The following is a 23976-nucleotide window of genomic DNA, read 5'->3' as shown; positions in this document are numbered from 1 at the left end:
GTTCAAGATCGGTTGCGCGTACGGAAGTTCAAGATCCGCGCGGTAAGTGCCGCGGGGTCACGGACGGGTGGTCCGCCAGTTCCCGGTGAGCGCCGGACCCACCTGATCGAGGTACGCGGCGGTGAGCGTCCGGATCGCCTCCAGGCTGAGGTCCGGGCCCGCGCTCCACTGACGGCCCGTCACCCGCATCGCCCCGCCGAAGAGGGCCACCAGCAGCCGCGGGCGCGGATCGGTGTCCGCGTCCAGGCCCTCGCGGGCGGCGAGCAGCCGGGCGACCTGCTCCTCGGTCTCCGCCGCACGGCGCAGCTGCGCGGCGAGCAGGACGGGCGTCGACTCGATGGTGCAGAACATCCGCAGATACAGCTCGACGGGCACGACGCTCAGCACGGCGTCGCTGATCGTGTCCCAGCCCTCCAGGACCGCCTGGCGCAGCGCCTCCAGCGGGGCCTCGTGCGGCGGCCGGGCGCGCAGCGCCTCGACGAAGTGCGCCTCCACCATGTCCTGCACGGCGAAGGCGGCCTCCTCCTTGCCGGGGAAGTACCGGAAGAAGGTGCGCTGCGAGACGCCGACGGCCTCGGCGATGCCGTCCACCGTCGTGCGCTCGTAGCCGACGGTGGTGAACAGCTCCAGCGCGGCCCGCAGCAGGGCGTCCCGGGTGCGCTGCTTCTTGCGCTCACGCAGCCCCGGTGGTGGTGCCGCCTCGGCGGTCCCCGCCGTCTCCATGTGCCTCTCCGGACCTCTCCGCGAACTGTTTCCCCAGTTCAGCCTATAGGAGGCTGACATGTCAGTTACCGACTTGTGAATTGGTTTGTCATTTGTCAGTCGCTGACATTAGCCTCGAATGTATGACTAGTCAGACCACCGTCGACACGACAGGGCCGGGGGACAAGGCGTCAGCCCTGTCGGACCCCGCACCGGCCAAGGGGATGCGCGGACACCCGTGGTTCACGCTCATCACCGTCGCCGTAGGGGTCATGATGGTGGCCCTCGACGGCACCATCGTGGCCATCGCCAACCCGGCGATCCAGAAGGACCTGCACGCCAGCTTCGCCGACGTCCAGTGGATCACCAACGGATACTTCCTCGCGCTCGCCGTCTCCCTGATCACCGCGGGCAAGCTCGGTGACCGCTTCGGGCACCGGCAGACCTTCCTGATCGGCGTGACCGGCTTCGCCGCCGCCTCCGGCGCGATCGGCCTGTCGAGCACCATCGCCATGGTGGTCGTCTTCCGTGTCCTCCAGGGCCTGTTCGGCGCGCTGCTGATGCCGGCCGCGCTCGGCCTGCTGCGGGCCACCTTCCCGGCCGAGAAGCTCAACATGGCCATCGGCATCTGGGGCATGGTCATCGGCGCCTCCACCGCCGGCGGCCCGATCCTCGGCGGTGTCCTCGTCGAGCACGTCAACTGGCAGTCGGTGTTCTTCATCAATGTGCCGGTCGGCGCCCTCGCCCTGGTGCTCGGCCTGCTCATCCTGCTCGACCACCGCGCCGAGAACGCGCCGCGCTCCTTCGACATACCCGGCATCGCGCTGCTCTCCGGTGCGATGTTCTGCCTGGTGTGGGCGCTCATCAAGGCCCCGGCCTGGGGCTGGGGCGACGGCAAGACCTGGGCCTTCCTGGCCGGGTCCGTGCTGGGCTTCGTCCTCTTCGCCGTCTGGGAGACGAAGGTCAAGGAGCCGCTGATCCCGCTCGGGCTCTTCCGCTCGGTGCCGCTGTCGGCCGGTGTGGTCCTGATGGTGCTGATGGCCATCGCCTTCCTCGGCGGCCTCTTCTTCGTCACCTTCTACCTCCAGAACGTGCACGGCCTGAGCCCGATCAGCGCGGGTCTGCACCTGCTGCCGCTGACCGGCATGATGATCGTCGGCTCGCCGCTCGCGGGCGCGCTGATCACCAAGGCCGGACCGCGCATCCCGCTCGCGGGCGGCATGGCCGTCACCGCCCTCGCCATGTTCGGCATGTCCACCCTGGACACCGGCACCGGCAGCGCCACCATGTCGGTCTGGTTCGCCCTGCTCGGCCTCGGCCTGGCCCCGGTCATGGTCGGCGCCACCGAGGTCATCGTCGGCAACGCCCCCATGGAGCTGTCCGGCGTGGCCGGCGGTCTCCAGCAGGCCGCCATGCAGATCGGCGGCAGCCTTGGTACGGCCGTGCTGGGCGGCGTGATGGCCTCCAAGGTCGACCACGCGCTGCCGGGCAACTGGAAGGACGCGGGCCTGCCGCCGCTCACCCCCGCCCAGGCGGACCAGGCGTCCGAGGCGGTCCAGGTCGGCGTCGCCCCGGTGCCGAAGGGGGTGCCGGCGGAGGTCGCCGCGAAGATCACCTCGGTCGCGCACGACACATTCATCTCCGGGATGAGCCTCGCCTCGCTGGTCGCCGCCGGTGTCGCCGTGGTGGCCGTCCTGGTCGCGCTGCTCACCAAGCGCGGCGTCAACGCGGAGGCGGGCGCGGGCGTCGGCCACCTCTGACGCCGCCGCGGTGCGGTTTCCCCTATCAGGGTGACCGCACCGCGCAACCGCCGCCCCCGGTCCCGGCCGCGGGTGACAGTGGGCCACGTCCGGCACGGGGGCGACGGGCCCGACGAACGGGACGAACGGGACCAGGGGAACGACAGGGGCGCCGGTCCGCGGCGCGCCGCCGGAGGGGGGCGGCGCGCCGGCCCGGCAGGCGGCCCACAGGCCCTCCGTACGGCCCGTACGGATGGCCCGTCAGAACCGGGGTACCCGCTCCCCGAACCCCGATGGAACTCCAACCCGACCCGGGGTTCGGGGAGTTGATGATGGCGGGCTTCGGACACCGAACGCGCGGGTACCCCCGTTCACGGGGCCGGACGTGGCGCCGGGAAGGGCCGGACCGCGCGACGCTCGGGATCATCGGAACCGTCTGCGCGGTCGCGGGCTTCTTCGCCCTCGGGATCGTGCTCGGCCCGGTGGCGGTCGTCTGCGGATGGCTGTCGATGGGCCGCAGCTGGACCGGCGCGAGCCGCTCCGTCCCGGCCCTGGTCGCCCTCGTCCTGGGCGCCGTCGACACCCTGCTCGCCCTGGTCGCGCTCGCCGGAGCCGCGACCTGGGGGCACGGCGTGCTCTGAGCGGCCGGGCGGAAGCGCCCGCCGCGCGCGAGACGGACGGACGCCGAAGGGGTGGTGGAGCCGAGGCTCCACCACCCCTTCGCGGTGTGCGGGTGCCGCGGGCCCGGCCGCTACGCGTCGCCCCCGGCCGCGCCCGGGTGCGCCGCCGTCACGTCGAGCAGCTGGTAGCGGTCGATCGCCTGCTTGAGCAGCGAGCGGTCGACCTTCCCCTGGCGCGCCAGCTCGGTCAGCACCGCCACCACGACCGACTGGGCGTCGATGTGGAAGAACCGCCGGGCCGCCCCGCGGGTGTCGGCGAAGCCGAACCCGTCCGCGCCCAGCGACTGGTACGGACCGGGCACCCAGCGCGCGATCTGGTCCGGCACCGAGCGCATCCAGTCGGAGACGGCCACGAACGGCCCCTCGGCGCCGCTCAGCTTCCGCGTCACCCACGGCACCCGCTGCTCCTCCTCGGGGTGCAGCAGGTTGTGCTCCTCGCAGGCCACGGCCTCGCGGCGCAGCTCGTTCCAGGAGGTGGCCGACCAGACGTCCGCCCTGACGTTCCACTCGGAGGCGAGGATCTGCTGCGCCTCCAGCGCCCAGGGCACGCCCACGCCCGAGGCCATGATCTGCGCCGGGATCTCGCCCGCCGTGCCCGCCGAGATCCGGTGGATGCCCTTGAGGATGCCCTCGACGTCCACGTCGGCCGGTTCGGCGGGCTGGCGGATCGGCTCGTTGTAGACGGTGAGGTAGTAGAAGACGTCCTCGCCGTGCGGGTGCTGCTCGTCGCCGCCGTACATCCGGCGCAGGCCGTCCTGCACGATGTGCGCGATCTCGTAGCCGTACGCCGGGTCGTAGGCCACGCACGCCGGGTTGGTGGAGGCCAGCAGCTGCGAGTGGCCGTCGGCGTGCTGGAGCCCCTCGCCGGTCAGGGTCGTACGGCCGGCGGTCGCGCCCAGGACGAAACCGCGCGCGAGCTGGTCGGCCATCTGCCAGAACTGGTCACCGGTGCGCTGGAAACCGAACATCGAGTAGAAGACGTAGACCGGGATCAGCGGCTCGCCGTGGGTGGCGTAGGCCGAGCCCGCCGCGATGGCGGAGGCGGTGCAGCCCGCCTCCGAGATGCCGTCGTGCAGCATCTGCCCGGTCGGGGACTCCTTGTAGGCGAGCAGCAGATCGCGGTCGACCGACTCGTACTGCTGGCCGAGCGGGTTGTAGATCTTCGCACTCGGGAAGAACGAGTCCATGCCGAAGGTGCGGTACTCGTCCGGCGCGATCAGCACGAACCGCTTGCCGATCTCCTTGTCCCGCATGAGGTCCTTCAGGAGCCGCACAAAGGCCATGGTGGTCGCGATGGCCTGCTGCCCCGAACCCTTCTTCACGGACGCGTACGTCTTGTCATCGGGCAGCGGCAGCGGCTTCGCGCGCACGACCCGGGTCGGGACATAGCCGCCGCACTGCTTGCGGCGGTCGTGCATGTACTGCATCTCCTCGGAGTCGCGCCCCGGGTGGTAGTACGGCGGCGCGCCGGACTCCAGCTCCTTGTCGGAGATCGGCAGGTGCAGCCGGTCGCGGAAGCGCTTGAGGTCGTCGACCGTCAGCTTCTTCATCTGGTGGGTGGCGTTGCGGCCCTCGAAGTTCGGGCCCAGCGTCCAGCCCTTGACCGTCTTGGCCAGGATGACGGTCGGCTGCCCCTTGTGCTCCACGGCCGCCTTGAACGCCGCGTAGATCTTGCGGTGGTCGTGACCGCCGCGGCCCAGGTGCAGGATCTGGTCGTCGGTCATGTTCTCGACCATGGCGCGCAGCCGGTGGTCGTCGCCGAAGAAGTGGTCGCGGATGTAGGCGCCGGACTCGGTGGCGTAGGTCTGGAACTGGCCGTCCGGGGTGGTGTTCATCCGGTTGACCAGGATGCCGTCGCGGTCCTGGGCGAGCAGCGGGTCCCAGGTGCGGTCCCAGATCAGCTTGATCACGTTCCAGCCGGCACCGCGGAAGACCGACTCCAGCTCCTGGATGATCTTGCCGTTGCCGCGCACCGGGCCGTCCAGCCGCTGGAGGTTGCAGTTGACCACGAAGGTCAGGTTGTCCAGGCCCTCACGGGCGGCGATGGAGAGCTGGCCCAGCGACTCCGGCTCGTCCATCTCGCCGTCGCCGAGGAAGGCCCACACGTGCGAGCCGGAGGTGTCCGCGATGCCGCGCGCCTGCATGTACCGGTTCATCCGGGCCTGGAAGATCGCCCCGATCGGGCCGAGGCCCATGGAGACGGTCGGGAACTCCCAGAACTCCGGCATGGAGCGCGGGTGCGGGTAGCTGGACAGGGCGTGGGGCGCCTTGGACTTCTCCTGGCGGAAGCCGTCCAGGTGCTGCTCGCTCAGCCGGTCCAGCAGGTACGCGCGCGCGTAGATGCCCGGTGAGGCGTGGCCCTGGAAGAAGACCTGGTCGCCGCCCCGGCCGTCGTCCTTGCCGCGGAAGAAGTGGTTGAAGCCGACGTCGTAGAGCGAGGCGGAGGAGGCGAAGGTCGCGATGTGGCCGCCGACGCCGATCCCGGGGCGCTGGGCGCGGGAGACCATCACCGCGGCGTTCCAGCGGGTGGCGTTGAGGATCTTGCGCTCGATCTCCTCGTTGCCCGGGAAGAACGGCTCGCTCTTGGTGGGGATGGTGTTGACGTAGTCCGTGCTGCGCATCTCCGGCACGGCCACGCGCTTCTCCCGCGCGCGCTCGATCAGCCGGAGCATGAGGTAGCGGGCCCGCTCCCGGCCTCGCTCGTCGACGGCTGCGTCGAGCGAGTCGAGCCACTCCTGGGTCTCCTCGGGATCGAAGTCAGGAACCTGACTCGGAAGGCCGCCAATGATGATCGGGTTTCGATCGGATCCGGAAGCCACGCTGTTCCTTACCTGTCAGAGGGCTGACATATCTGTGACGTCTCTGGGCTCTTGCTGGGGTTTCCCTGGGTTTGTGCGGTTCTGGCCGTTCTGCTCGTTCTGCTCGTTCTGGTCTGTTCCGGGTCATCTGTCTGTGTGTGCCTGCACCGTTCCCCATCGTGTACCTCGGGTGAGGCAAACGTCATCTTTACTCACCGGTAACAGGGGTGGGTGGGGCCGCCCCTCCGGGGGGTGAAAGGGTTCCCCTTCTGATCTCGTGCCGAGCAGGGGTTCCCAAACACGCAAAAGTGGGCAGAAGGGTGTGGTGTGTGTCACCGCGGAGCGCGATACCGTGTCAGGAGTTGCGGCGACACAGCCGGGAACGTCACCGTTTCGGCGGTCCGGAGCGCCGGGTACTTGCGCGATCCGGCCCGCCCGTGTGGACTACGGCCAATGCTTCGCGCACGCGCGTGGCTGAAGACCCAATCGCAACACCATCAGGAGGCAACCCGTGAGCGCGACCGCGGACCACGCGGAGGAGCGGACTAACCCGGCCGCCAGGCTGGGATTCCAGCCCGGACAGGTGGTCCAGGAGATCGGCTACGACGACGACGTCGACCAGGAGCTCCGCGAGTCCATCGAGGAAGTCATCGGACAGGACCTCGTCGACGAGGACTACGACGACGTGGCCGACGCCGCGGTGCTGTGGTTCCGCGACGAGGACGGCGACCTGACGGACGCGCTGGTCGACGCCCTGGGGTTCCTCGACGAGGGCGGCGAGATCCTGCTCCTGACGCCGAAGACCGGCCGGGACGGATACGTCGAACCCAGCGACATCGGCGAGGCCGCGACGACGGCGGGTCTGTCGCAGACCAAGAGCGTCAGCGTGGGCAAGGACTGGAACGGCACCAGGCTGCTCACGCCGAAGGCGGCCAAGCCCAAGAAGTAGCCTCCGTCCCGCGGGCCGTGCCCGCGGGCGCCCGGCGGAGCCCCGGACGGGCCGGCGCGTATCGGCCCGTCCGCGGGTGCGCGGTGTGCGCTGCGTAGGGTGGTCTCACCCGAACAGCCCCACCGAAGGGAAGCAGCGCGATGGCGATCCAGGTCGGCGACAAGGCACCCGACTTCGAGCTGAAGGACAACCACGGCCGCACCGTACGGCTGTCCGACTTCCGCGGCGAGAAGAACGTGGTGGTGCTCTTCTACCCGTTCGCCTTCACCGGTGTGTGCACCGGCGAGCTGTGCGCGCTGCGCGACAACCTGCCGAAGTTCGTCAACGACGACACCCAGCTGCTCGCCGTCTCCAACGACTCCATCCACACCCTGCGCGTCTTCGCCGAGCAGGAGGGCCTGGAGTACCCGCTGCTCAGCGACTTCTGGCCGCACGGCGAGACCTCGCGCGCCTACGGCGTCCTCGACGAGGGCAAGGGTTGCGCCGTGCGCGGCACCTTCATCGTCGACAAGGAGGGCGTGGTGCGCTGGACCGTCGTCAACGGCCTGCCGGACGCCCGCGACCTGAACGAGTACGTGACGGCGCTCGGCGCCCTGTGAGCCGCCCCCGCCCCCTGCCGCGGACCCGGGAGGACCCGACACCTGGGAATCTTCGGTCACACGGCCTGCGAGGGGCGGGAACCCGTCACTAGGATCGACACGTTGATCCCATATCCGATGCACGACGGGGCTCCCCGCCCCCGGACACCAATGGAGGACTCGTGGGAGTCAGCCTCAGCAAGGGCGGCAACGTATCGCTTTCGAAGGAGGCGCCGGGCCTGACCGCGGTCCTCGTCGGCCTGGGCTGGGACGCCCGGACGACGACCGGCACCGGCTTCGACCTCGATGCCAGCGCGCTGCTGCTGAACAGCGCCGGCAAGGTCGGCAGCGACCAGAACTTCGTCTTCTTCAACAACCTCAAGAGCCCCGACGGCTCCGTGGAGCACACCGGTGACAACCTCACCGGTGAGGGCGAGGGCGACGACGAGGTGATCAAGGTCAACCTCGCGGGCGTCCCGGCCGACGTCGAGAAGATCGTCTTCCCGGTCTCCATCTACGACGCCGAGACCCGCCAGCAGTCCTTCGGCCAGGTCCGCAACGCCTACATCCGCGTGGTGAACCAGGCCGGCGGCGCGGAGATCGCCCGCTACGACCTGAGCGAGGACGCCTCCACGGAGACCGCCATGGTCTTCGGCGAGCTGTACCGCAACGGCGCGGAGTGGAAGTTCCGCGCCATCGGCCAGGGGTACGCCTCCGGCCTGCGCGGTATCGCCCAGGACTTCGGCGTCAACGTCTGAGTTCCGCACCACGCCCGACCGTCCGGCGCCGCGCGTCCCAGCGCGGCGCCGGACGCGCAGGACACCGACACAGGCACCACCCACGGGGAGGACCAGCAGCATGGGCGTCACGCTCGCCAAGGGAGGCAACGTCTCCCTGTCCAAGGCCGCACCCAACCTGACCAACGTCCTGGTCGGGCTCGGCTGGGACGCGCGCTCCACCACCGGAGCCCCCTTCGACCTGGACGCCAGCGCCCTGCTGTGCGGCGCCGGGAACCGAGTGCTGGGCGACGAGTGGTTCGTCTTCTACAACCAGCTCACCAGCCCCGACGGCTCCGTGGAGCACACCGGTGACAACCTCACCGGTGAGGGCGAGGGCGACGACGAGTCGATCCTGGTCGACCTCGCCCGGGTCCCGGACCGCTGCGAGAAGATCGTCTTCCCGGTCTCGATCCACATGGCCGACGAGCGCGGCCAGACCTTCGGACAGGTGAGCAACGCCTTCATCCGCGTGGTCAACCAGGCCGACGGCCAGGAGCTCGCGCGCTACGACCTGAGCGAGGACGCCTCCACCGAGACGGCGATGATCTTCGGCGAGCTCTACCGCTACCAGGGCGAATGGAAGTTCCGGGCCGTGGGACAGGGGTACGCCTCCGGACTGCGCGGTATCGCTCTAGACTTCGGAGTCAACGTTTCGTAAAGCCGAGTGCGGCGACGGGGGAGACCCGTACAGGCGACGGGGGAGACCCGTACTTAAGGGATTGGGTAGCCAGTGCTTCTGAAAACCTTCGGCTGGTCGTTCGCGATCACCGTGCTCGGCCTGATCGCGGCCGCGTTCTACGGGGGGTGGACCGCCTTCGGGGTCGTGGCGATCCTCGCCGTCCTGGAGATCTCGCTCTCCTTCGACAACGCGGTGGTCAACGCCGGGATCCTGAAGAAGATGAATGCCTTCTGGCAGAAGATCTTCCTCACGGTGGGCGTGCTGATCGCGGTCTTCGGTATGCGGCTGGTGTTCCCCGTCGTCATCGTCGCCGTCACCGCCAAGATGGGCCCCATCGAGGCCGTCCGGCTGGCGTTCGACGACAAGGACCAGTACCAGCAGCTGGTCACCGACGCGCACCCGGCGATCGCCGCCTTCGGTGGCATGTTCCTGCTGATGATCTTCCTCGACTTCATCTTCGAGGACCGGGACATCCAGTGGCTGCGCTGGATCGAGCGGCCCCTGGCCAAGCTCGGCAAGGTCGACATGCTGTCGGTCTGCATCTCCCTGATCGTCCTGCTGATCACCTCCTTCACCTTCGCCACCCACGCCCACCAGCACGGCGGCGCGCACGCGGACAAGGCGCAGACCGTACTGATCGCCGGTATCGCCGGTCTGATCACGTACATGATCGTCGGCGGTCTCTCCGGGTTCTTCGAGGACCGCCTGGAGGAGGACGAGGAACGCGAGCACGAGGAGGAGGAAGAGGCCGCCCGCAGCGGAAAGCAGCGCTCGGCCGTGAAGCTGGCCGGCCAGGCCGCGTTCTTCATGTTCCTCTACCTGGAGGTCCTGGACGCGTCCTTCTCCTTCGACGGTGTCATCGGCGCCTTCGCCATCACCAACGACATCGTCCTGATGGCCCTCGGCCTCGGCATCGGCGCCATGTACGTCCGGTCCCTCACCGTCTACCTGGTCCGCCAGGGCACCCTCGACGACTACGTCTACCTGGAGCACGGCGCCCACTACGCGATCGGCGCGCTGGCCGTGATCCTCATGGTCACCATCCGGTACGAGATCAACGAGGTCATCACCGGCCTGGTCGGCGTGGTCCTGATCGCCTGGTCCTTCTGGTCCTCGGTCCGGCGCAACCGCGCGCTGGAGGCCGCGGAGGGAAAAGCGGCGGGCTCGGGGGAGAAGACTGAGGTGCAGTCCGGGGTGTGACGCCCCACCCGGTACGGGAACGCTCTGAGCGGGGCGGCCGACGGGACCGCACGGCAGCCGAGCCGGGTGCGTCCGACCGGCCGCCCCGCGAGCATGTGGACGGGGGTGGACGAGCGCGGTGAAGGTGGGGGGAAGATGGGATTCTTCGACGGTCTGCGCGGCGGACGCCTGGCCGAGTTCGACTCGGGCAGCGCCGCGTCCAACGCGATCGAGCTGACCAAACGGCACGCCCAGGTGTCGCTGACCAAACAGGGCGCGGCCACCGGCAATCTGCGCATCAACCTGAACTGGCGGATGCGCACCTCGGACTTCGGCGGCGCCGCCCGGGAGAGCCTGCTGCGCCACCCGTTCAAGGCGCTCAAACCGCCGGAGGTGCAGGGCCACAGCCAGTCCATGGTCAACGTCGACCTGGACCTCGGCTGCCTGTACGAGCTGGCGGACGGCACCAAGGGCGTCGTCCAGCCCCTCGGCAACCTGCTGGGCGATGTGAACGGCCCGCCGTACATCAAGCTCAGCGGCGACGACCGGTTCGGCTCCGCGTCCGGCGAGACGATCTACGTCAACCTCGACCACCGCGACGACATCAAGCGGATGCTGGTCTTCGTCTACATCTACGACCAGACACCGGCCTTCGACCGCACCCACGCCGTCGTCACGCTCTACCCGAGCAACGGCCCGCGCATCGAGATCGGCCTCGACGAACGCCACCCCCAGGCCCGCTCCTGCGCGGTCGTCCTCATCGAGAACGTGAAGGGCGAACTGCTGGTGCGCCGCGAGGTCAAGTTCGTCTACGGCTTCCAGTCGGAGCTGGACCGGCTCTACGGCTGGGGACTCCAGTGGGGCCGGGGCTACAAGTCGAAGGCGGACCGGTAGGCGAGGGCGCGGCCGGTACGGCAGCCGGGCCCGACTGCTAGATTGCTGTGCACATGATCAAGCACATGCAGTGATCACCAACTTTGTCGCACCTGTCTTCGTCGCGTTCGCGCGTGCCGGGCAGGGGGGTGCGGATCAGGGCGGTCCGTACGCGGGGGACGCACAAGGTGTCGTACGGGCTGTCGGTGATCGACCGCTTTCCTGGTCGCGGGAGCACCCCTCCAGGAGTGCCGTGCAGCCGTACCTTCCCCGGACCGCCCCCGTCCGCCGCACCGGCGGTCGGACGGTCAGGGAGAAGGAGAGAAGGCATTGGCAATCGGACTCCGGGCCAGACCGGGCCGGCGTGGCGTCGCGATGACGCTCGCGGCCCTGGTCCTGCTCCTGGGACTGGACCTGCGCCCGGCCGCGGCCGACACGGCGCCGGTGTACGGCAGAGCGGACGTTCTGGAGGTGTGGGACGCCGCGGGCCCAGGGGTGAAGCGGGCGGCCGAGGCCGCCCTGCTGGGCTCCGACCAGGACATCCAGACGTTCATGGGCAAGGACCTGCCCGTCCTGGAGGAGGAGGACCTGCGGGTCCAGGTCGCCCAGGTGATGGCCATCGGCGGCCCCGGGGTTCGCTCGGCGGCGAACACCGCGCTGAGCGGCGGCGCCGACCAGCTGACGGCGTTCCTCGACGAGGGGTTCGAGGCGCCCTACGACGAGGATCTGCGGGTCCAGGTCGCCCAGGTCATGGCGTACGGCGGTCCGGGGGTGAAGGCCGCGGCGGCCAAGGCGCTGGACGGGACGCCCGACGACTGGCAGGCGTTTCTCGACGAGGGCCAGTTCCGGCCCCGTGAGGACGACAACCGGGTCCAGGTGCTGCGGCTGATGGCGGCGGGCGGTCCGAACGTCAGGCAGGCGGCGCAGCAGGCGCTGGACGGGACGCCGGAAGACGTACAGGCGTTCCTGGACGACGGATGGCAGGTCGCCTCCGCCCGGGACCAGGAGACGCTGACCGTCTCCCAGCTGGCCGACCTGGCCGATCACGCGCAGAAGCAGGCCAGGGAGCTGACGGACAAGGCCAAGGAGGAGGCAGCCAAGGCGGAGGCGGCCACACAGGCGGCCAAGGCGGCCGCCCTGGTGGCGGCCAAGGAGGCACAGGATTCCAAGGAGTCGGCCGGGCGTGCGGCGGCGGCCGCCTCGCGCGCGGCGGCCGCGGCGGACCGGGCGGCACAGGCGGCACGTACGGCGGTGTCGGCGGCGGCTGCCGCGAACCGGACCGCGAGGGTGGCGGCGAGTGCCGCGGCGCAGGCGGCGTACGCGGCCGGGCGCGCGGGCAGTGCGGCGTCCTCGGCGCGGTCGGCCGCGGCGGCGGCGGCCGGTGACGCCTCCCGGGCCAAGCAGGCGCGGCAGGCGGCGGAGAACGCACGCCAGGCCGCGTCGGGCGCCAAGAAGGCGGCGGACGCCGCTGATCAGGCGGGCATCGCCGCCGAGAACGCGGCGAAGGCGGCCGGTGCCGCCGCGTCGGCGGGTGCCAACGCGGCCGCTGCCGCCGCCGCCGCGGCCGACGCGGGCCGGTGGGCCGGCGAAGCCGGTTCCAAGAGCACCGAGGCGCAGCAGGCGGCGGCGCGGGCCAAGCGGCTGGCCGACCAGGCCACCCGGGCGGCGGGCGCCGCGCAGGCCAACGCCAACCAGGCGGCCAAGGCGGCCCGGCAGTCGCGCGACGCGGCCAACGCGGCCGCCGCGCACGCGGAAGCGGCGGCGAAGGCCGCGGACAAGGCCGCCGACGAGGCGGGCAAGGCGGTGGACGCGGCCAAGGAGTCGACGGCCGCCGCCAACGAGGCGACGACGGCCGCGAACGCCGCGCAGACCGCGGCCGACCAGGCGGCGACCGTGGCCGACCTGGCCCAGAAGGCGGACGCCGAGCGGCTGGCCGAGCAGCAGGACGAGGATGTCCTCGCCGCCGAGGAGGCCGCCAAGGAGCATGCCGCGCAGGTCGCCCAGGCCGTGTGGGAGGCGGGCCGGATCCAGCAGCTGGACGCCGAGACCCGTCGGCTCGTGCAGGACGCCGCCGCGTCGACCGACCCGCAGATCACGGCCGCCAAGGGCCGGCAGGCTGCCGTCAACCTGCTCACCAGCGGGGGCACCTGGGTGAAGGACGCGGCCGAGATGGCCGTGACCGGTACGGACGCGGATGTGGCCGAGTTCGTGCGCACCGGCCTGGACATCGCGCTGGAACAGGACGACCGCGCGAGCGTCGCGTACATCGCCGAGACCAGCGACAAGCCGGCTCAGCGGCAGGCCGCCCTCGATGTGCTGGACAAGCCGGTCGGCCAGGTGCGCGAGTGGCTGCGCACCCGGGCCTACCCGGGCAAGGAGGACGACGACCGGATCGCCGTCGGCAAGATCATGGCCGAGGGCGGGCCGGGGGTGAAGGCGGCCGGCAGCAAGGCGCTGGACGGCACCGCCGCCGATCTCCAGGAGTTCCTGGAGTCCGGCCAGTACACGGCGCGCGAGGACGACGACCGGGTCGCTGTCTCCGAGGCCCTGGCGTCCGGCGGGCCGGAGGTCAGGGCCGCCGCGCAGGCCGCGCTGACCGGACCGCCCGCCGGACTGCGGTCCTTCCTCCAGGTGGGCCTGTACCGGGCCAGGCAGCGGGATGCCAACGCCGCGTCCCACCTCGCGGAGATCAACACCCTGCTGCTGGCCGCCTACAAGTCGGCGGCGCTCGCCCACAAGGACGCCGCCGAGGCGCAGCGCGTGGCGGCCGAGGCCCGCAAGGACGCCGCCAAGGCGGTGGAGTGGGCCGACAAGGCGAAGGATTCCGCGAAGAAGGCGTCCGACTACGCTCAGCAGGCCGACAAGTCCGCCGACGATGCGGCGGCCTCCGCCGACCGTGCCGCCGAGTCCGCGAGGACCGCCAGGAACGCGGCGGCCTCCGCCCAGCAGGACGCGCGGTCGGCGGCCCACTCCGCGCAGCAGGCGGAGCATTCCGCGGCGGTCGCCTCCGGTTACTCTGCGCAGGCGAGCACGGCCTCGTACCAGGCGGCGGCCTCGGCGCGGGCCGCGGGCAGGGACGCCGCGGCGGCGGCCAAGGCATCGGCGGAGGCCATGAAGGCCGCCGCGGACAAGCTGGTGGCCGAACTCAAGGCGCAGATCCAGGCGGAGGTCAAGGACCCGAGCAAGCCGCTCTCCGACAAGGAACTGCGCAAGGCACTGGAGAAGCGGCTGTTCCAGTTCCGCCGGGAGCACGCGTTCAACGGCGACATCAAGGCCGGTGACACCATCCTGGTGTGCGGCGGTGACGGCGCCGGCGGCATGGGCTGCATCACCACGACCTACCTGGACCGCCTGATCGCCTGGTACGTGGGTGTCGACGAGATCCAGAAGTGCCTCGACAAGTTCGACTCCTCGTGCATGAAGGACCTTGCACTGCACGCCCTCAGGTACAAGTTCCTGAAGAAGTCGCCGTGCAACAGCTTCGCGCCCGGCACCCGGGTGCTGCTGGCCGGCCGGCGGACCAGAGCCATCGAGGACATCCGCGTCGGCGACCGTGTGATGGCCACCGACCCGGAGTCCGGTCGGACGGTGGCGGAGCCCGTCGAGGCGACCATCACCGGCCAGGGACGCAAGGTCCTCGTCGGCGTCGCGGTCGGCCGCTCGGCGGCCGGACGCGGCGGCACGGTGGTCGCCACCGACAAGCATCCCTTCTGGGTGACGGACGGCCGCGGCGCATGGCTCGACGCGGACCGGCTCACCCCCGGCATGCGTCTGCGCACCGATACCGGCGATCGGCCGCGGATCACGGCGGCCAGTGCCTGGACCGCCCCCGGCCAGCGGGTCTACAACCTGACGGTCGCGGAGCTGCACACCTACTACGTCCTCGCCGGGGACACCGCGGTGCTGGTGCACAACGCGGGCAAGTTCTGCGGCAAGGACGCGGACGCGCTCCAGCACTGGGACCCGGCGACGTTCGGCAGTGCGGAGGAGACGGCGGTCTACCATCTCGACAAGCACGGCAAGGGCAGGACGCTCGCCGAGTACACCAAGGAAGCGATGGACCTCTGGAACAAGACCAAGCCCGGGGACCGCATCGAGTGGAAGCTGCGGAACGGCGAGATGGGGTGGAAGATCCGGGGCGGCCTGTTCGGTGGTGAGGGGATCTACACCAAGGACGGAAAGATCGTCACCTGGCATGACTGACACCATGGCCGAGTTCCGCGCCGCCTTCGACGCCTTCCGGGCCCTGCCGTACCCCGCTCTACCCCGAGGGGAGGAGCTGCGCGACTGGAACTCCCGCCTGCTCGACCTCGACGGGTACGCCGCGGGGTACGCGGCACGGGTGCGGGACGGCCGGATCGGCGCCGCCGAGGTGCCGGGGACCGGCGCGCTGCTCCTGGAGGCCGAGACGCTGCGGCGGGACCTCGACGGGCTCGGCCCGCAGCGGGGCGGCGACGCGGAGCTGGTGGACGACTACCGTGCGTACATCGGCACGCTGGAGCGGATGGTCCGCCTGCTCGCGCTGCTCGCCCGGCCGGTGTGAGCGCGGGGGCCGCGGGTCACCGGTGGCTCAGCGGCCGATGAACTGCGGCCCCTGCGGGGGCAGCCGGAAGTCCGGGTCCGGGGCGGAACCGGCCGGCTGCGGATAGCCGTAGCCGCCCGGCGCGGCGCCCGCGGACACCGGCGCGGGCTGCTGCGGATAGCCGTAGCCGGGCTGCGGATAGCCGTAGGAGGGCTGGGCCGCCGTCGTGCGCGGCGGCTGCTGCGGCGCCGCGGTCTGCGGCGGCTGCGGGGGATGGGCGTATGTGGGCTGCTCCGGGGGCAGCGGCTGGGCCGCCGGGGCGGTGGCCGCGTCCGCCGCGCTGCCGTCGGCCGCCTCCGCCGCCTCGTCCACCGAGATCCCGAAGTCCGTGGCCAGGCCCTTCAGCCCGTTCGAGTAGCCCTCGCCCAGCGCCCGGAACTTCCAGCCCTCGCCGCGGCGGTACAGCTCGCCGCAGATCAGCGCGGTCTCCTGGCCGGTCTCGGGCTTGATGTCGAAGGACGCGAGCGGCTCGTCGTCGCCGCCCGCCGCGTCGTACAGCAGGATGCTCAGCGCCGGGACGCGGTCGAAGGCGACGCCGTCCGCCGAGGCGACCAGCAGGATCCGGCCGATCTCCGGCTCCACCCCGGTCAGCTCGGCCCGGACGGTGTCGGTCAGGCCCTCCGCGACCCGCCGCTTGCCCAGCCGCCAGACCGTCCCGGAGGGATGCCGGGGCTGGTTGTAGAAGACGAAGTCCTCGTCGGAGCGGACCCGCCCCCCAGGGCCGAGGAGCAGCGCCGACGCGTCGACGTCCGGCACCCCCTGGCCCGGCGTCCAGCGCACCACGGCCCGTACCGTGGCGGCTTCCACCGGGACGTTCGACCCCTTCAGCATCGCGCGCGTCATGCCGTCATCCTGCCTGCTCGGTCCTGCTCACGACAACGCGGCCCGGCACCCCGCTACGGTGGCGGGCGCCCGTCATCAGAAGTTCACGCCCGGCGGGAACCGCCGACACCGGTATGTACGTACTATTACCGGCCACCTATTTTCCGCCGGGCGTCACCACAGGGGAGCTACATGCGTCATTTCGGGCACCTCGCCCCTGAGGCACGGCAGCGGCTCTTCCACCGGGAACCGGCCGAGTTCACCGCCGATTCCCCGGCCCGGCTGCTCTCCACCGCCCTGGGCGCCACCCTCTACAGCCCGGCCACCCGCCCGAGCCTGGCCGAGGACATCACCAAGCAGGCCGCCCGCGGGGTCGTCTCCATGGTGCTGTGCCTGGAGGACTCGATCGGCGACGCCGACGTGGCGGAGGGCGAGGCGAACCTCGTCCGGCAGTTCGCCGCGCTGGCCGCGCTCCCGGCGGACACCGGGCTCCCGCTGCTGTTCATCCGGGTCCGTACCGCCCGCCAGATACCCGACCTGGTGCGCCGCCTGGGCCCCTCGGTCCGGCTGCTGTCCGGTTTTGTGCTGCCGAAGTTCACCGGCGAACGCGGCCTCGGCTTCCTGGAGGCCGTCCAGGCGGCCGAGGCCGACTGCGGCCGGCGGCTGTTCGCCATGCCCGTCCTGGAATCGCCCGAACTGCTCTACCGGGAGACCCGCGTGGAGACCCTGGAGGGCATCTTCCGCGCGGTCGACAAGTACCGCGACCGGGTGCTGGCGCTGCGCCTGGGCGTGACCGACTTCTGCTCCTCCTACGGACTGCGCCGGGCCCCCGACATGACGGCCTACGACGTCCAGGTCGTCGCCTCCGTCATCGCCGACGTGGTCAACATGCTGGGCCGGGCCGACGGCACCGGATTCACCGTGACCGGCCCGGTGTGGGAGTACTTCCGGGCACAGGAGCGCATGTTCAAGCCGCAGTTGCGCCAGAGCCCCTTCCTGGAGGTGCAGGCCGCGGGCCTGCGCGCGACACTGATCGAACACGCGATGGACGGGCTGCTGCGGGAGATCACCCTGGACCAGGCCAACGGGCTGCTCGGCAAGACCTGCATCCACCCCTCGCACGTCCTGCCCGTGCACGCGCTGTCCGTCGTCAGCCACGAGGAGTACAGCGACGCGGCCGACATCCTGCGCCCCGAGCGCGGCGGCGGGGGCGTGCTCAGGTCGGCGTACACGAACAAGATGAACGAGGTGAAGCCGCACCGCGCCTGGGCCGAGCGGACCCTGCTGCGCGCCGAGGTCTTCGGCGTCGCCCGGGAGGACATCGGCTTCGTGGAACTGCTCGCCGCGGGCATCCCCGCCGACCGCTGACCGGCCCCCACCCCCCTCCCCTAGGAACGCATGAACAAGGCAGTGCACGACGGCATCTGGTCCGGCGACTGGGTCGCCGAGCGGCTCGGTGTGGACCTCGTGGGCGGCGGCGAGCTCAAGGACCTGCTGGGCCTCGCGCTGCGCCGCAACCCCAAGCGGGCCCACCTGCTCGTCTCGTACGTCCTCGGCAAGCACGTACCGCAGTCGCCCGCGGTGGTCCACGGGCACGGCCTCGCCCTGGGCCGCCGGGTCCGCGCCCTGCTCGGCGAGCGCGACACTGCCGGAGCGGTCGTCCTCGGCTACGCGGAGACCGCCACCGGACTCGGCCACTCGGTCGCCGACGGTCTGGGCCCGGTGCCGTACCTGCACTCCACCCGCAGGCCCGTGCCCGGCGTCGCCCCGGCCGGCGGCTTCGAGGAGTCCCACTCCCACGCCACCTCGCACCTGCTGCTCCCCGAGGACCCGGCGCTGCTGTCCGGCGGCGGCCCGCTGGTGCTGGTGGACGACGAGTTCTCCACCGGCAGCACCGTCCTGAACACCATCCGCGACCTGCACGCCCGCCATCCGCGCGAGCGCTACGTCGTGGTCGCCCTGGTGGACATGCGCTCACCGGCCGACACCGCCCGCCTGGACGACTTCGCCCGGAGCATCGGCGCCCGCGTCGATCTGGTCGCCGCCGCCTCCGGCACCGTCCGGCTCCCCGACGGCGTGCTGGACAAGGGCCGGGACCTGGTCGCCCGCCACGAGACGGCGGCGCCCGGCCCCGCCACGCTGCCCGCCGGGCGCGCCCGCGGCCGGATCACCCGCGTCGGACTCGACTGGCCCGCCGGCCTCCCCGACGGCGGACGGCACGGCTTCACCCCGGCCCACCGCGCCCGCCTGGAGCGCGCCCTGCCCGGCATGGCGGCCCGGCTCGCCGCCGCGCTGCCCGCCGGTGTCCGCCGGATCCTGGTCCTCGGCTGCGAGGAACTGATGTACGCGCCGCTGCGGCTCGCCCACGAGCTGGAGCGGACCACCGGCGCCGAGGTGCGCTCCTCCACCACCACCCGCTCGCCCGTCCTCGCCGTGGACGACCCCGGCTACGCCATCCGCAGCCGCCTGGTCTTCCCCGCGCACGACGACCCGGCCGACGGACCCGGCGAGCGCTACGCCTACAACGTGGCGGGCGGCGGCTTCGACGCCGTCCTCGCCGTCGTCGACTCGGCCGCCGACACGCCCGCGCTGCACGCCTCCGACGGCCTGCTCGCCCGCCTCGCCGAGCACACCCCGCACGTGCTGCTCGCCGTCGTCCCCGCGTACGTCCCCGCCGCCCACCCGGCTGTTCCCGCCTCCCGCCCGGAAGGTTCCCCCATGCTGCCCGAGCCCCTGCGCGGCCCCGACTTCTCCTCGTACGCGCCCGAGGAGGTCGGCTGGCTGCTCCAGGACCTCTCGGACGTGACGCTGGAGGCGCCCACCGAGGAGCGCGAGGAGGCCATCCAGCGCGGCGGAGCGCACTACGCCGAGTCGCTGCCGGTGGAGTACCAGCCCAGCGCGGAGTACCAGGAGCTGTTCCACTCCGCGCTCACCGCCTCCGCCGACCGGCTCGCGCGCGGCGTCGGCGCGGTCACCGAACTGGTCCTCGCCGAGCGCTCCCCGCGCCCCGTCCTGGTCTCGCTGGCCCGCGCGGGCACCCCCGTCGGGGTGCTGATGCGCCGCTGGGCCGCCTTCCGGCACGGCCTCGACCTGCCGCACTACGCGGTGTCGATCGTGCGCGGCCGGGGCATCGACGCCAACGCGCTGCGCTGGCTGGCCGCCCACCACGACCCGGCCGACGTCGTCTTCGTGGACGGCTGGACCGGCAAGGGCGCCATCACCCGCGAACTCGCCGACGCCATCGCCCGGTTCGAGGAGCAGGGCGGCGCCCCGGGCTTCGACCCGGAGATCGCGGTGCTCGCCGACCCGGGCGCCTGCGTGCGCACCTACGGCACCCGGGACGACTTCCTCATCCCCTCCGCCTGCCTCAACTCCACCGTCTCCGGGCTGATATCGCGCACCGTGCTGCGCGCCGACCTGGTCGGCCCGGACGACTTCCACGGCGCGAAGTTCTACCGCGAACTGGCCGGTGCCGACCTCTCGAACGCCTTCCTCGACGCCGTCTCGGCCCGCTTCCCCGAGGCCGCCGAGACCGTGCAGATGGCCGTCAAGGAGCTGCTGGCCGGTGACCGCGCCCCGACCTGGGCGGGCTGGGCGGCCGTCGAGCGGATCAGCGAGGAGTACGGCATCCACGACGTGAACCTGGTCAAGCCGGGCGTCGGCGAGACCACCCGGGTGCTGCTGCGCCGGGTGCCGTGGAAGATCCTCGCCCGGACCGGCGCGGGCGCTGACCTGGACCACGTACGCCTGCTGGCCGGGCAGCGCGGGGTGCCGGTCGAGGAGGTGGACGGCCTGCCGTACACCTGCGTGGGGCTGATCCACCCCCGCTACACGCGCGGGGCGACCGGCGCCGACGGCAAGGCGGTGACCCGCTGATGACGGTCATGGTGGCGAGTGACCTGGACCGTACGCTCATCTACTCGGCCGGGGCACTGGCCCTGACCATGCCGGACGCGCGCGCCCCGCGGCTGCTGTGCGTGGAGGTGCACGAGAGCAGACCGCTGTCCTATCTGACGGAGACGGCGGCCGCCCTGCTGACCGAACTCGGCGACGCGGCCACCTTCGTGCCCACCACCACCCGCACCCGCAAGCAGTACCTGCGCATCAACCTGCCGGGCCCGCAGCCGGAGTACGCGATCTGCGCCAACGGCGGCCATCTGCTGGTGGACGGTGTGTCCGACGCCGACTGGCACCGGCGGGTGACCGCGCGGCTGGCCGCGGAGTGCGCGCCGCTCGCCGAGGTCCGCGAGCATCTGCTGCGCAGCGCCGACCCGGTGTGGGCGCGCAAGCACCGGGTCGCCGAGGATCTGTTCGCCTATCTCGTGGTGGAGCGCGAACTGCTCCCGGAGCAGTGGGTGAAGGAGCTGGCCGGGTGGGCGCAGGGCCGTGGCTGGACGGTCTCGCTCCAGGGCCGCAAGATCTACGCCGTGCCCAGGCCGCTCACGAAGGGCGCGGCGGTGCGCGAGGTCGTCCGCCGCACCGGCGCGGAGCGGGTGCTCGGGGCGGGCGACTCGCTGCTGGACGCCGATCTGCTGGAGGCCGTGGACCGCGGCTGGCGGCCGGGCCACGGCGAACTGGCGGAGAGCGGCTGGACGGCCCCCGGCATCAGCGCGCTGCCCGAGCGCGGGGTGCTGGCCGGGGAGCGCATCCTGCGCGAGTTCCTCGCGGCGGCCCGCAGGCCCGCGTAGGACGGGTCAGCCGCAGCAGCCACCGCCGCAGCAGCCGCCCCCGCCCCCGCCGCCCGCGCCCTGGGAGCGGGGGGCGCTCGCCGAGCCGCCCACCGCGACCGTGGACAGCAGCTTGACCGTGTCGCCGTGTCCGGCCGGGCAGGTGGCCGGGTCGGCCGACTGCGCCATGGGACGGTTCAGTTCGAAGGTGTCGCCGCAGCTGCGGCAGCGGTACTCGTAACGAGGCATGCGACCAGGTTAGGCCAGGCCCCGGCGGGCGTGACGGGGGACACAATGCTGGGTGTTCCTTGTGTGTTCTGTTCTGTCCCGTTCTCCTGCGGAGAAATTGAAAAGACGGCTGATAATTTTGTATGGCCGTGCGAGCCGCGAAGCGGCTGGGAGTGAGGGGGCCGGCGGCCGCGGTTGCGGCGGCTGTGTCGACCCGCGCGAGCAACACGGGGTGCGGAGGGAGACGCAGTCGTGACCGAGGCAGGGCAGGGGGGAGACCTTCCGGAGGAAGGCCGCCCACCCCGAATACGCCGCGCCGTGCCGGACCGCGCGCAGGACCGTGCGCCGGACCCCGGGACGGACGAGTCCCGCCCGCCCGTACGGGCGGACGAGACCATGCAGTTGAACGTCGGCGCGCTGCGCAGAAGGCTGCCCGCCCGGCTGCGGCCCGCCGACCGCAGGACCGCAGGACCGGCCGCCGGACCCCCGCGGGCGGACCCGGGCGGCGAGGCACCGGAGCCGGGGGAGTCCGGCGAGCCGCCGCCGCAGCCCCACGAGACCATGCAACTGCGCGTCGCCCAGCTGCGGTCGGCGTCCGCGAAGGACGACGCCACCGGCGGCCGGGCCGAGCGCCGCAGCCGCCGCAAGCCGCGCCGCTCCCGCGTCCTGCCCCCGGCCGTCGCCGGGGTCCTCGCCCCGGTCGCCCGGCGGCTGGCCCCGCTGTTCGCGGTGATCGCGCCGTACGCCCGGAAGCTGAAGCCGGTCTACCCGCGCCGCGGCCGCACCGGCTGGCGCCGCTGGCTGCCCTCCTGGCGGCAGTGGATCGGCGTGGCCTTCTCCGGGATCGGCCTGACCACCCTGTTCCTGGTCGTCGCCTACGCCGCCACGGACATCCCGGACAACCTCAACTCGTACGCCACCCAGCAGGACAACGTCTACTTCTGGTCCGACGGCACCCCCATGGCCCGCACCGGCTGGGTACAGCGGCAGGCGATGCCGTTGCAGGACATCCCCGAGGACGTGCGCTGGGCGGTGCTGGCCGCCGAGAACGAGAGCTTCTACAGCGATCCGGGCATCTCCTTCAAGGGCATCACCCGCGCCCTGTGGCGCACGGTCGGCCAGGGCGACACCGAGGGCGGCTCGACCATCACCCAGCAGTACGTCAAGAACGTCTACCTGACCCAGAACCAGACCGTCAGCCGCAAGTTCACCGAGGCGATGATCGCCCTCAAGCTCGACAACAGGATGAGCAAGGACAAGATCCTGGAGGGCTACCTCAACACCAGCTGGTTCGGCCGCGGCACCTACGGCATCCAGCGCGCCTCCCAGGCCTACTACGGCAAGGACGTCAGCCGGCTCAACGCCAGCGAGGCCGCCTTCCTCGCCTCCCTGCTCAAGGGCGCCGGCCTCTACGACCCCACGCTCGGCCCGAAGAACCACGCCCGCGCCGTCAAACGCTGGAAGTGGACCCTGGACCGCATGGTCAAGATCGGCAAGCTGTCGGAGAAGGAGCGCGCCGGTTACACCACCTTCCCCGAGCCGCTCCAGCGCAACCCGCTCTCCGACACCGGCCAGCAGAGCGACTACCTGGTCGAACTCGCCTCGCAGAGCGTCAAGAACACCGCGCACCTGTCGGACAAGGACTTCGACCTGGGCGGCTACCAGATCTACACGACCTTCGACCGCAAGCGCGAGAGCGCGCTCACCGACATCGTCACCAAGGCCCGCAACAAGGCGAAGAAGAGCGACGCGGGCGCCGCGAAGACCGCCCACTACGGCGCCGCCTCGGTGGACACCGACGGCCGCATCCTCGCCGTCTACGGCGGCCCCGACCACCGCACCCAGGGCTTCAACGAGTCCAACGCGGCGACCGTACCCGCCGGTTCGGCCTTCCAGCCGTTCGTCTACGCGGCCGGTCTCGAACACGGCGTCGTCAAACAGCGCGACGCCCCGCGCCAGCAGATCTCCCCGGACACCGTCTACGACGGGGACGACGCCGTGCCCGTCAGCACCCCCGAGGGCCCCTACTGGGACCGCAGCGGCCGCAAGGTCGCCGCCCACAACGACGACAAGAAGTCCTACGGCAAGATCACCCTGCGCAAGGCCCTCGCCCAGTCGGTGAACACGCCGTTCATGCAGCTCGGCATGGACACCGGCCTGGACAAGGTGAAACAGACCGCCGTCGCCTCCGGACTGCTCTCCTCCAGCCTGGGCCCGCAGGTGCCCGCGCTGACCCAGGGGAACTCCCGGCCGAGCGCCATCCGTATGGCCAGCGGCTACGCCACCTTCGCCGCCGCGGGCGTGCACACCGAGCCGTACTCGGTGCAGCGCATCACCCGCAACGGCGCCACCGTGCCCGTGGACCGCCCGCTCAGCGGGCAGGCGGTCAGTACCCGGACCGCCCAGCAGGTGGACGACGCGCTCGCCGACGCCTTCCGCACCGCCCATCCGGACGCGGCCCCCGCCCAGGCACGGGTCACCGGCAAGCGGGGCACCACCGAGGACGACACGGCCGCCTGGTACGTGGGCAGCGCGCGCAAGGTGACCACGGCCGTCGTCGTCTACCGCATGGACCTGGCCAAGAGCCTCGAACCGCTGCCGCTGAAGGGGATCGACGAGACGATGCCCGGCGGTGTGCCGTACTCCATCTGGGAGGGTGCCATGGCGCCACTCGGCTGACCCGCGCGGCGCCCCGGTGCCGCACGGCTGATCCGCGAGCCG

The 23976-nt window shown here is 71.7% G+C and carries 18 protein-coding genes; 14 read left to right on the top strand and 4 right to left on the bottom strand.

Going from position 1 to position 23976, the window contains the following annotated elements; translation table 11 throughout:
* Positions 1–57: 57 nt before the first annotated feature.
* Positions 58–723 carry a TetR family transcriptional regulator gene (locus B086_RS0132555; RefSeq protein WP_018570628.1) on the bottom strand — a complete coding sequence of 222 codons (666 nt, stop codon included), beginning with the start codon at positions 721–723 and terminating at the stop codon, positions 58–60.
* A gap of 203 nt (positions 724–926) precedes the next feature.
* Between B086_RS0132555 and B086_RS0132550 the strand changes: the two genes are divergently transcribed.
* Entirely contained in the window at positions 927–2462 is a 1536-nt protein-coding gene (locus B086_RS0132550) for a DHA2 family efflux MFS transporter permease subunit (RefSeq protein WP_018570627.1), read from the top strand.
* 311 nt (positions 2463–2773) lie between these two features.
* Complete coding sequence (locus B086_RS0132545) at positions 2774–3082, top strand: hypothetical protein (RefSeq protein ID WP_018570626.1); 309 nt, start codon at positions 2774–2776, stop codon at positions 3080–3082.
* A gap of 110 nt (positions 3083–3192) precedes the next feature.
* Here B086_RS0132545 and aceE read toward each other — a convergent pair whose 3' ends face one another.
* Positions 3193–5940, bottom strand: coding sequence for a pyruvate dehydrogenase (acetyl-transferring), homodimeric type (gene aceE / locus B086_RS0132540; protein ID WP_026252995.1), 2748 nt, complete (start codon positions 5938–5940; stop codon positions 3193–3195).
* A gap of 490 nt (positions 5941–6430) precedes the next feature.
* Here aceE and B086_RS0132535 point away from each other — a divergent pair, with 490 nt between their 5' ends.
* The 8 genes from B086_RS0132535 to B086_RS0132500 all read left to right on the top strand — a co-directional run bounded on the left by B086_RS0132535 (position 6431) and on the right by B086_RS0132500 (position 15499).
* The gene (locus B086_RS0132535; RefSeq protein WP_018570624.1) at positions 6431–6868 is read left to right on the top strand and encodes a DUF3052 domain-containing protein; all 438 of its coding nucleotides are present in this window, start codon (positions 6431–6433) and stop codon (positions 6866–6868) included.
* A 140-nt stretch (positions 6869–7008) separates the two neighbouring features.
* On the top strand, positions 7009–7467 hold the full coding sequence (locus B086_RS0132530; protein ID WP_018570623.1) for a peroxiredoxin: 459 nt from the start codon (positions 7009–7011) through the stop codon (positions 7465–7467).
* Between the two features lie 161 nt (positions 7468–7628).
* On the top strand, positions 7629–8204 hold the full coding sequence (locus B086_RS0132525) for a TerD family protein (RefSeq protein WP_018570622.1): 576 nt from the start codon (positions 7629–7631) through the stop codon (positions 8202–8204).
* A 100-nt stretch (positions 8205–8304) separates the two neighbouring features.
* Positions 8305–8883 (top strand): TerD family protein, encoded by a 579-nt coding sequence (locus B086_RS0132520; RefSeq protein ID WP_018570621.1) that lies wholly within the window; start codon positions 8305–8307, stop codon positions 8881–8883.
* Positions 8884–8955: 72 nt separating this feature from the next.
* On the top strand, positions 8956–10104 hold the full coding sequence (locus B086_RS0132515) for a DUF475 domain-containing protein (RefSeq protein ID WP_018570620.1): 1149 nt from the start codon (positions 8956–8958) through the stop codon (positions 10102–10104).
* A gap of 135 nt (positions 10105–10239) precedes the next feature.
* A complete protein-coding gene (locus B086_RS0132510) occupies positions 10240–10977 on the top strand; it encodes a TerD family protein (protein ID WP_018570619.1) in 738 nt (245 codons plus the stop codon).
* Between the two features lie 309 nt (positions 10978–11286).
* The gene (locus tag B086_RS41370) at positions 11287–15159 is read left to right on the top strand and encodes a polymorphic toxin-type HINT domain-containing protein (RefSeq protein WP_234029415.1); all 3873 of its coding nucleotides are present in this window, start codon (positions 11287–11289) and stop codon (positions 15157–15159) included.
* On the top strand, positions 15152–15499 hold the full coding sequence (locus tag B086_RS0132500; protein ID WP_158690445.1) for a hypothetical protein: 348 nt from the start codon (positions 15152–15154) through the stop codon (positions 15497–15499). The genes B086_RS41370 and B086_RS0132500 overlap by 8 nt, the downstream gene beginning before the upstream one ends.
* A gap of 27 nt (positions 15500–15526) precedes the next feature.
* On the opposite strand, the gene B086_RS0132495 is transcribed toward B086_RS0132500, so the two are convergent.
* Entirely contained in the window at positions 15527–16381 is an 855-nt protein-coding gene (locus tag B086_RS0132495) for a TerD family protein (RefSeq protein ID WP_018570616.1), read from the bottom strand.
* Positions 16382–16552: 171 nt separating this feature from the next.
* On the opposite strand from B086_RS0132495, the gene B086_RS0132490 reads away from it, so the two are divergent.
* From B086_RS0132490 to B086_RS0132480, 3 genes are read left to right on the top strand one after another with little or no spacing between them, the layout of a single operon-like run.
* Positions 16553–17728, top strand: coding sequence for an HpcH/HpaI aldolase/citrate lyase family protein (locus B086_RS0132490; RefSeq protein ID WP_018570615.1), 1176 nt, complete (start codon positions 16553–16555; stop codon positions 17726–17728).
* Between the two features lie 30 nt (positions 17729–17758).
* Positions 17759–20236, top strand: a complete 2478-nt coding sequence (locus tag B086_RS0132485; RefSeq protein ID WP_018570614.1) for a phosphoribosyltransferase — start codon at positions 17759–17761, stop codon at positions 20234–20236.
* Entirely contained in the window at positions 20236–21048 is an 813-nt protein-coding gene (locus B086_RS0132480) for a hypothetical protein (protein ID WP_018570613.1), read from the top strand. The genes B086_RS0132485 and B086_RS0132480 overlap by 1 nt, the downstream gene beginning before the upstream one ends.
* Positions 21049–21054: 6 nt before the next feature.
* On the opposite strand, the gene B086_RS0132475 is transcribed toward B086_RS0132480, so the two are convergent.
* Complete coding sequence (locus B086_RS0132475) at positions 21055–21276, bottom strand: FmdB family zinc ribbon protein (RefSeq protein ID WP_026252994.1); 222 nt, start codon at positions 21274–21276, stop codon at positions 21055–21057.
* Between the two features lie 297 nt (positions 21277–21573).
* Here B086_RS0132475 and B086_RS0132470 point away from each other — a divergent pair, with 297 nt between their 5' ends.
* Positions 21574–23934: a transglycosylase domain-containing protein gene (locus tag B086_RS0132470; RefSeq protein WP_018570611.1), complete on the top strand. Its 2361-nt coding sequence runs from the start codon at positions 21574–21576 to the stop codon at positions 23932–23934.
* The last annotated feature ends 42 nt before the right edge of the window (positions 23935–23976 follow it).

The sequence above is a fragment of the Streptomyces sp. PsTaAH-124 genome (genome assembly GCF_000373685.1).
Lineage (GTDB): Bacteria > Actinomycetota > Actinomycetes > Streptomycetales > Streptomycetaceae > Streptomyces > Streptomyces andamanensis.
Note: the sequence above shows the minus strand (reverse complement) of the source record. Positions and strands in the feature narration are given on the sequence as shown.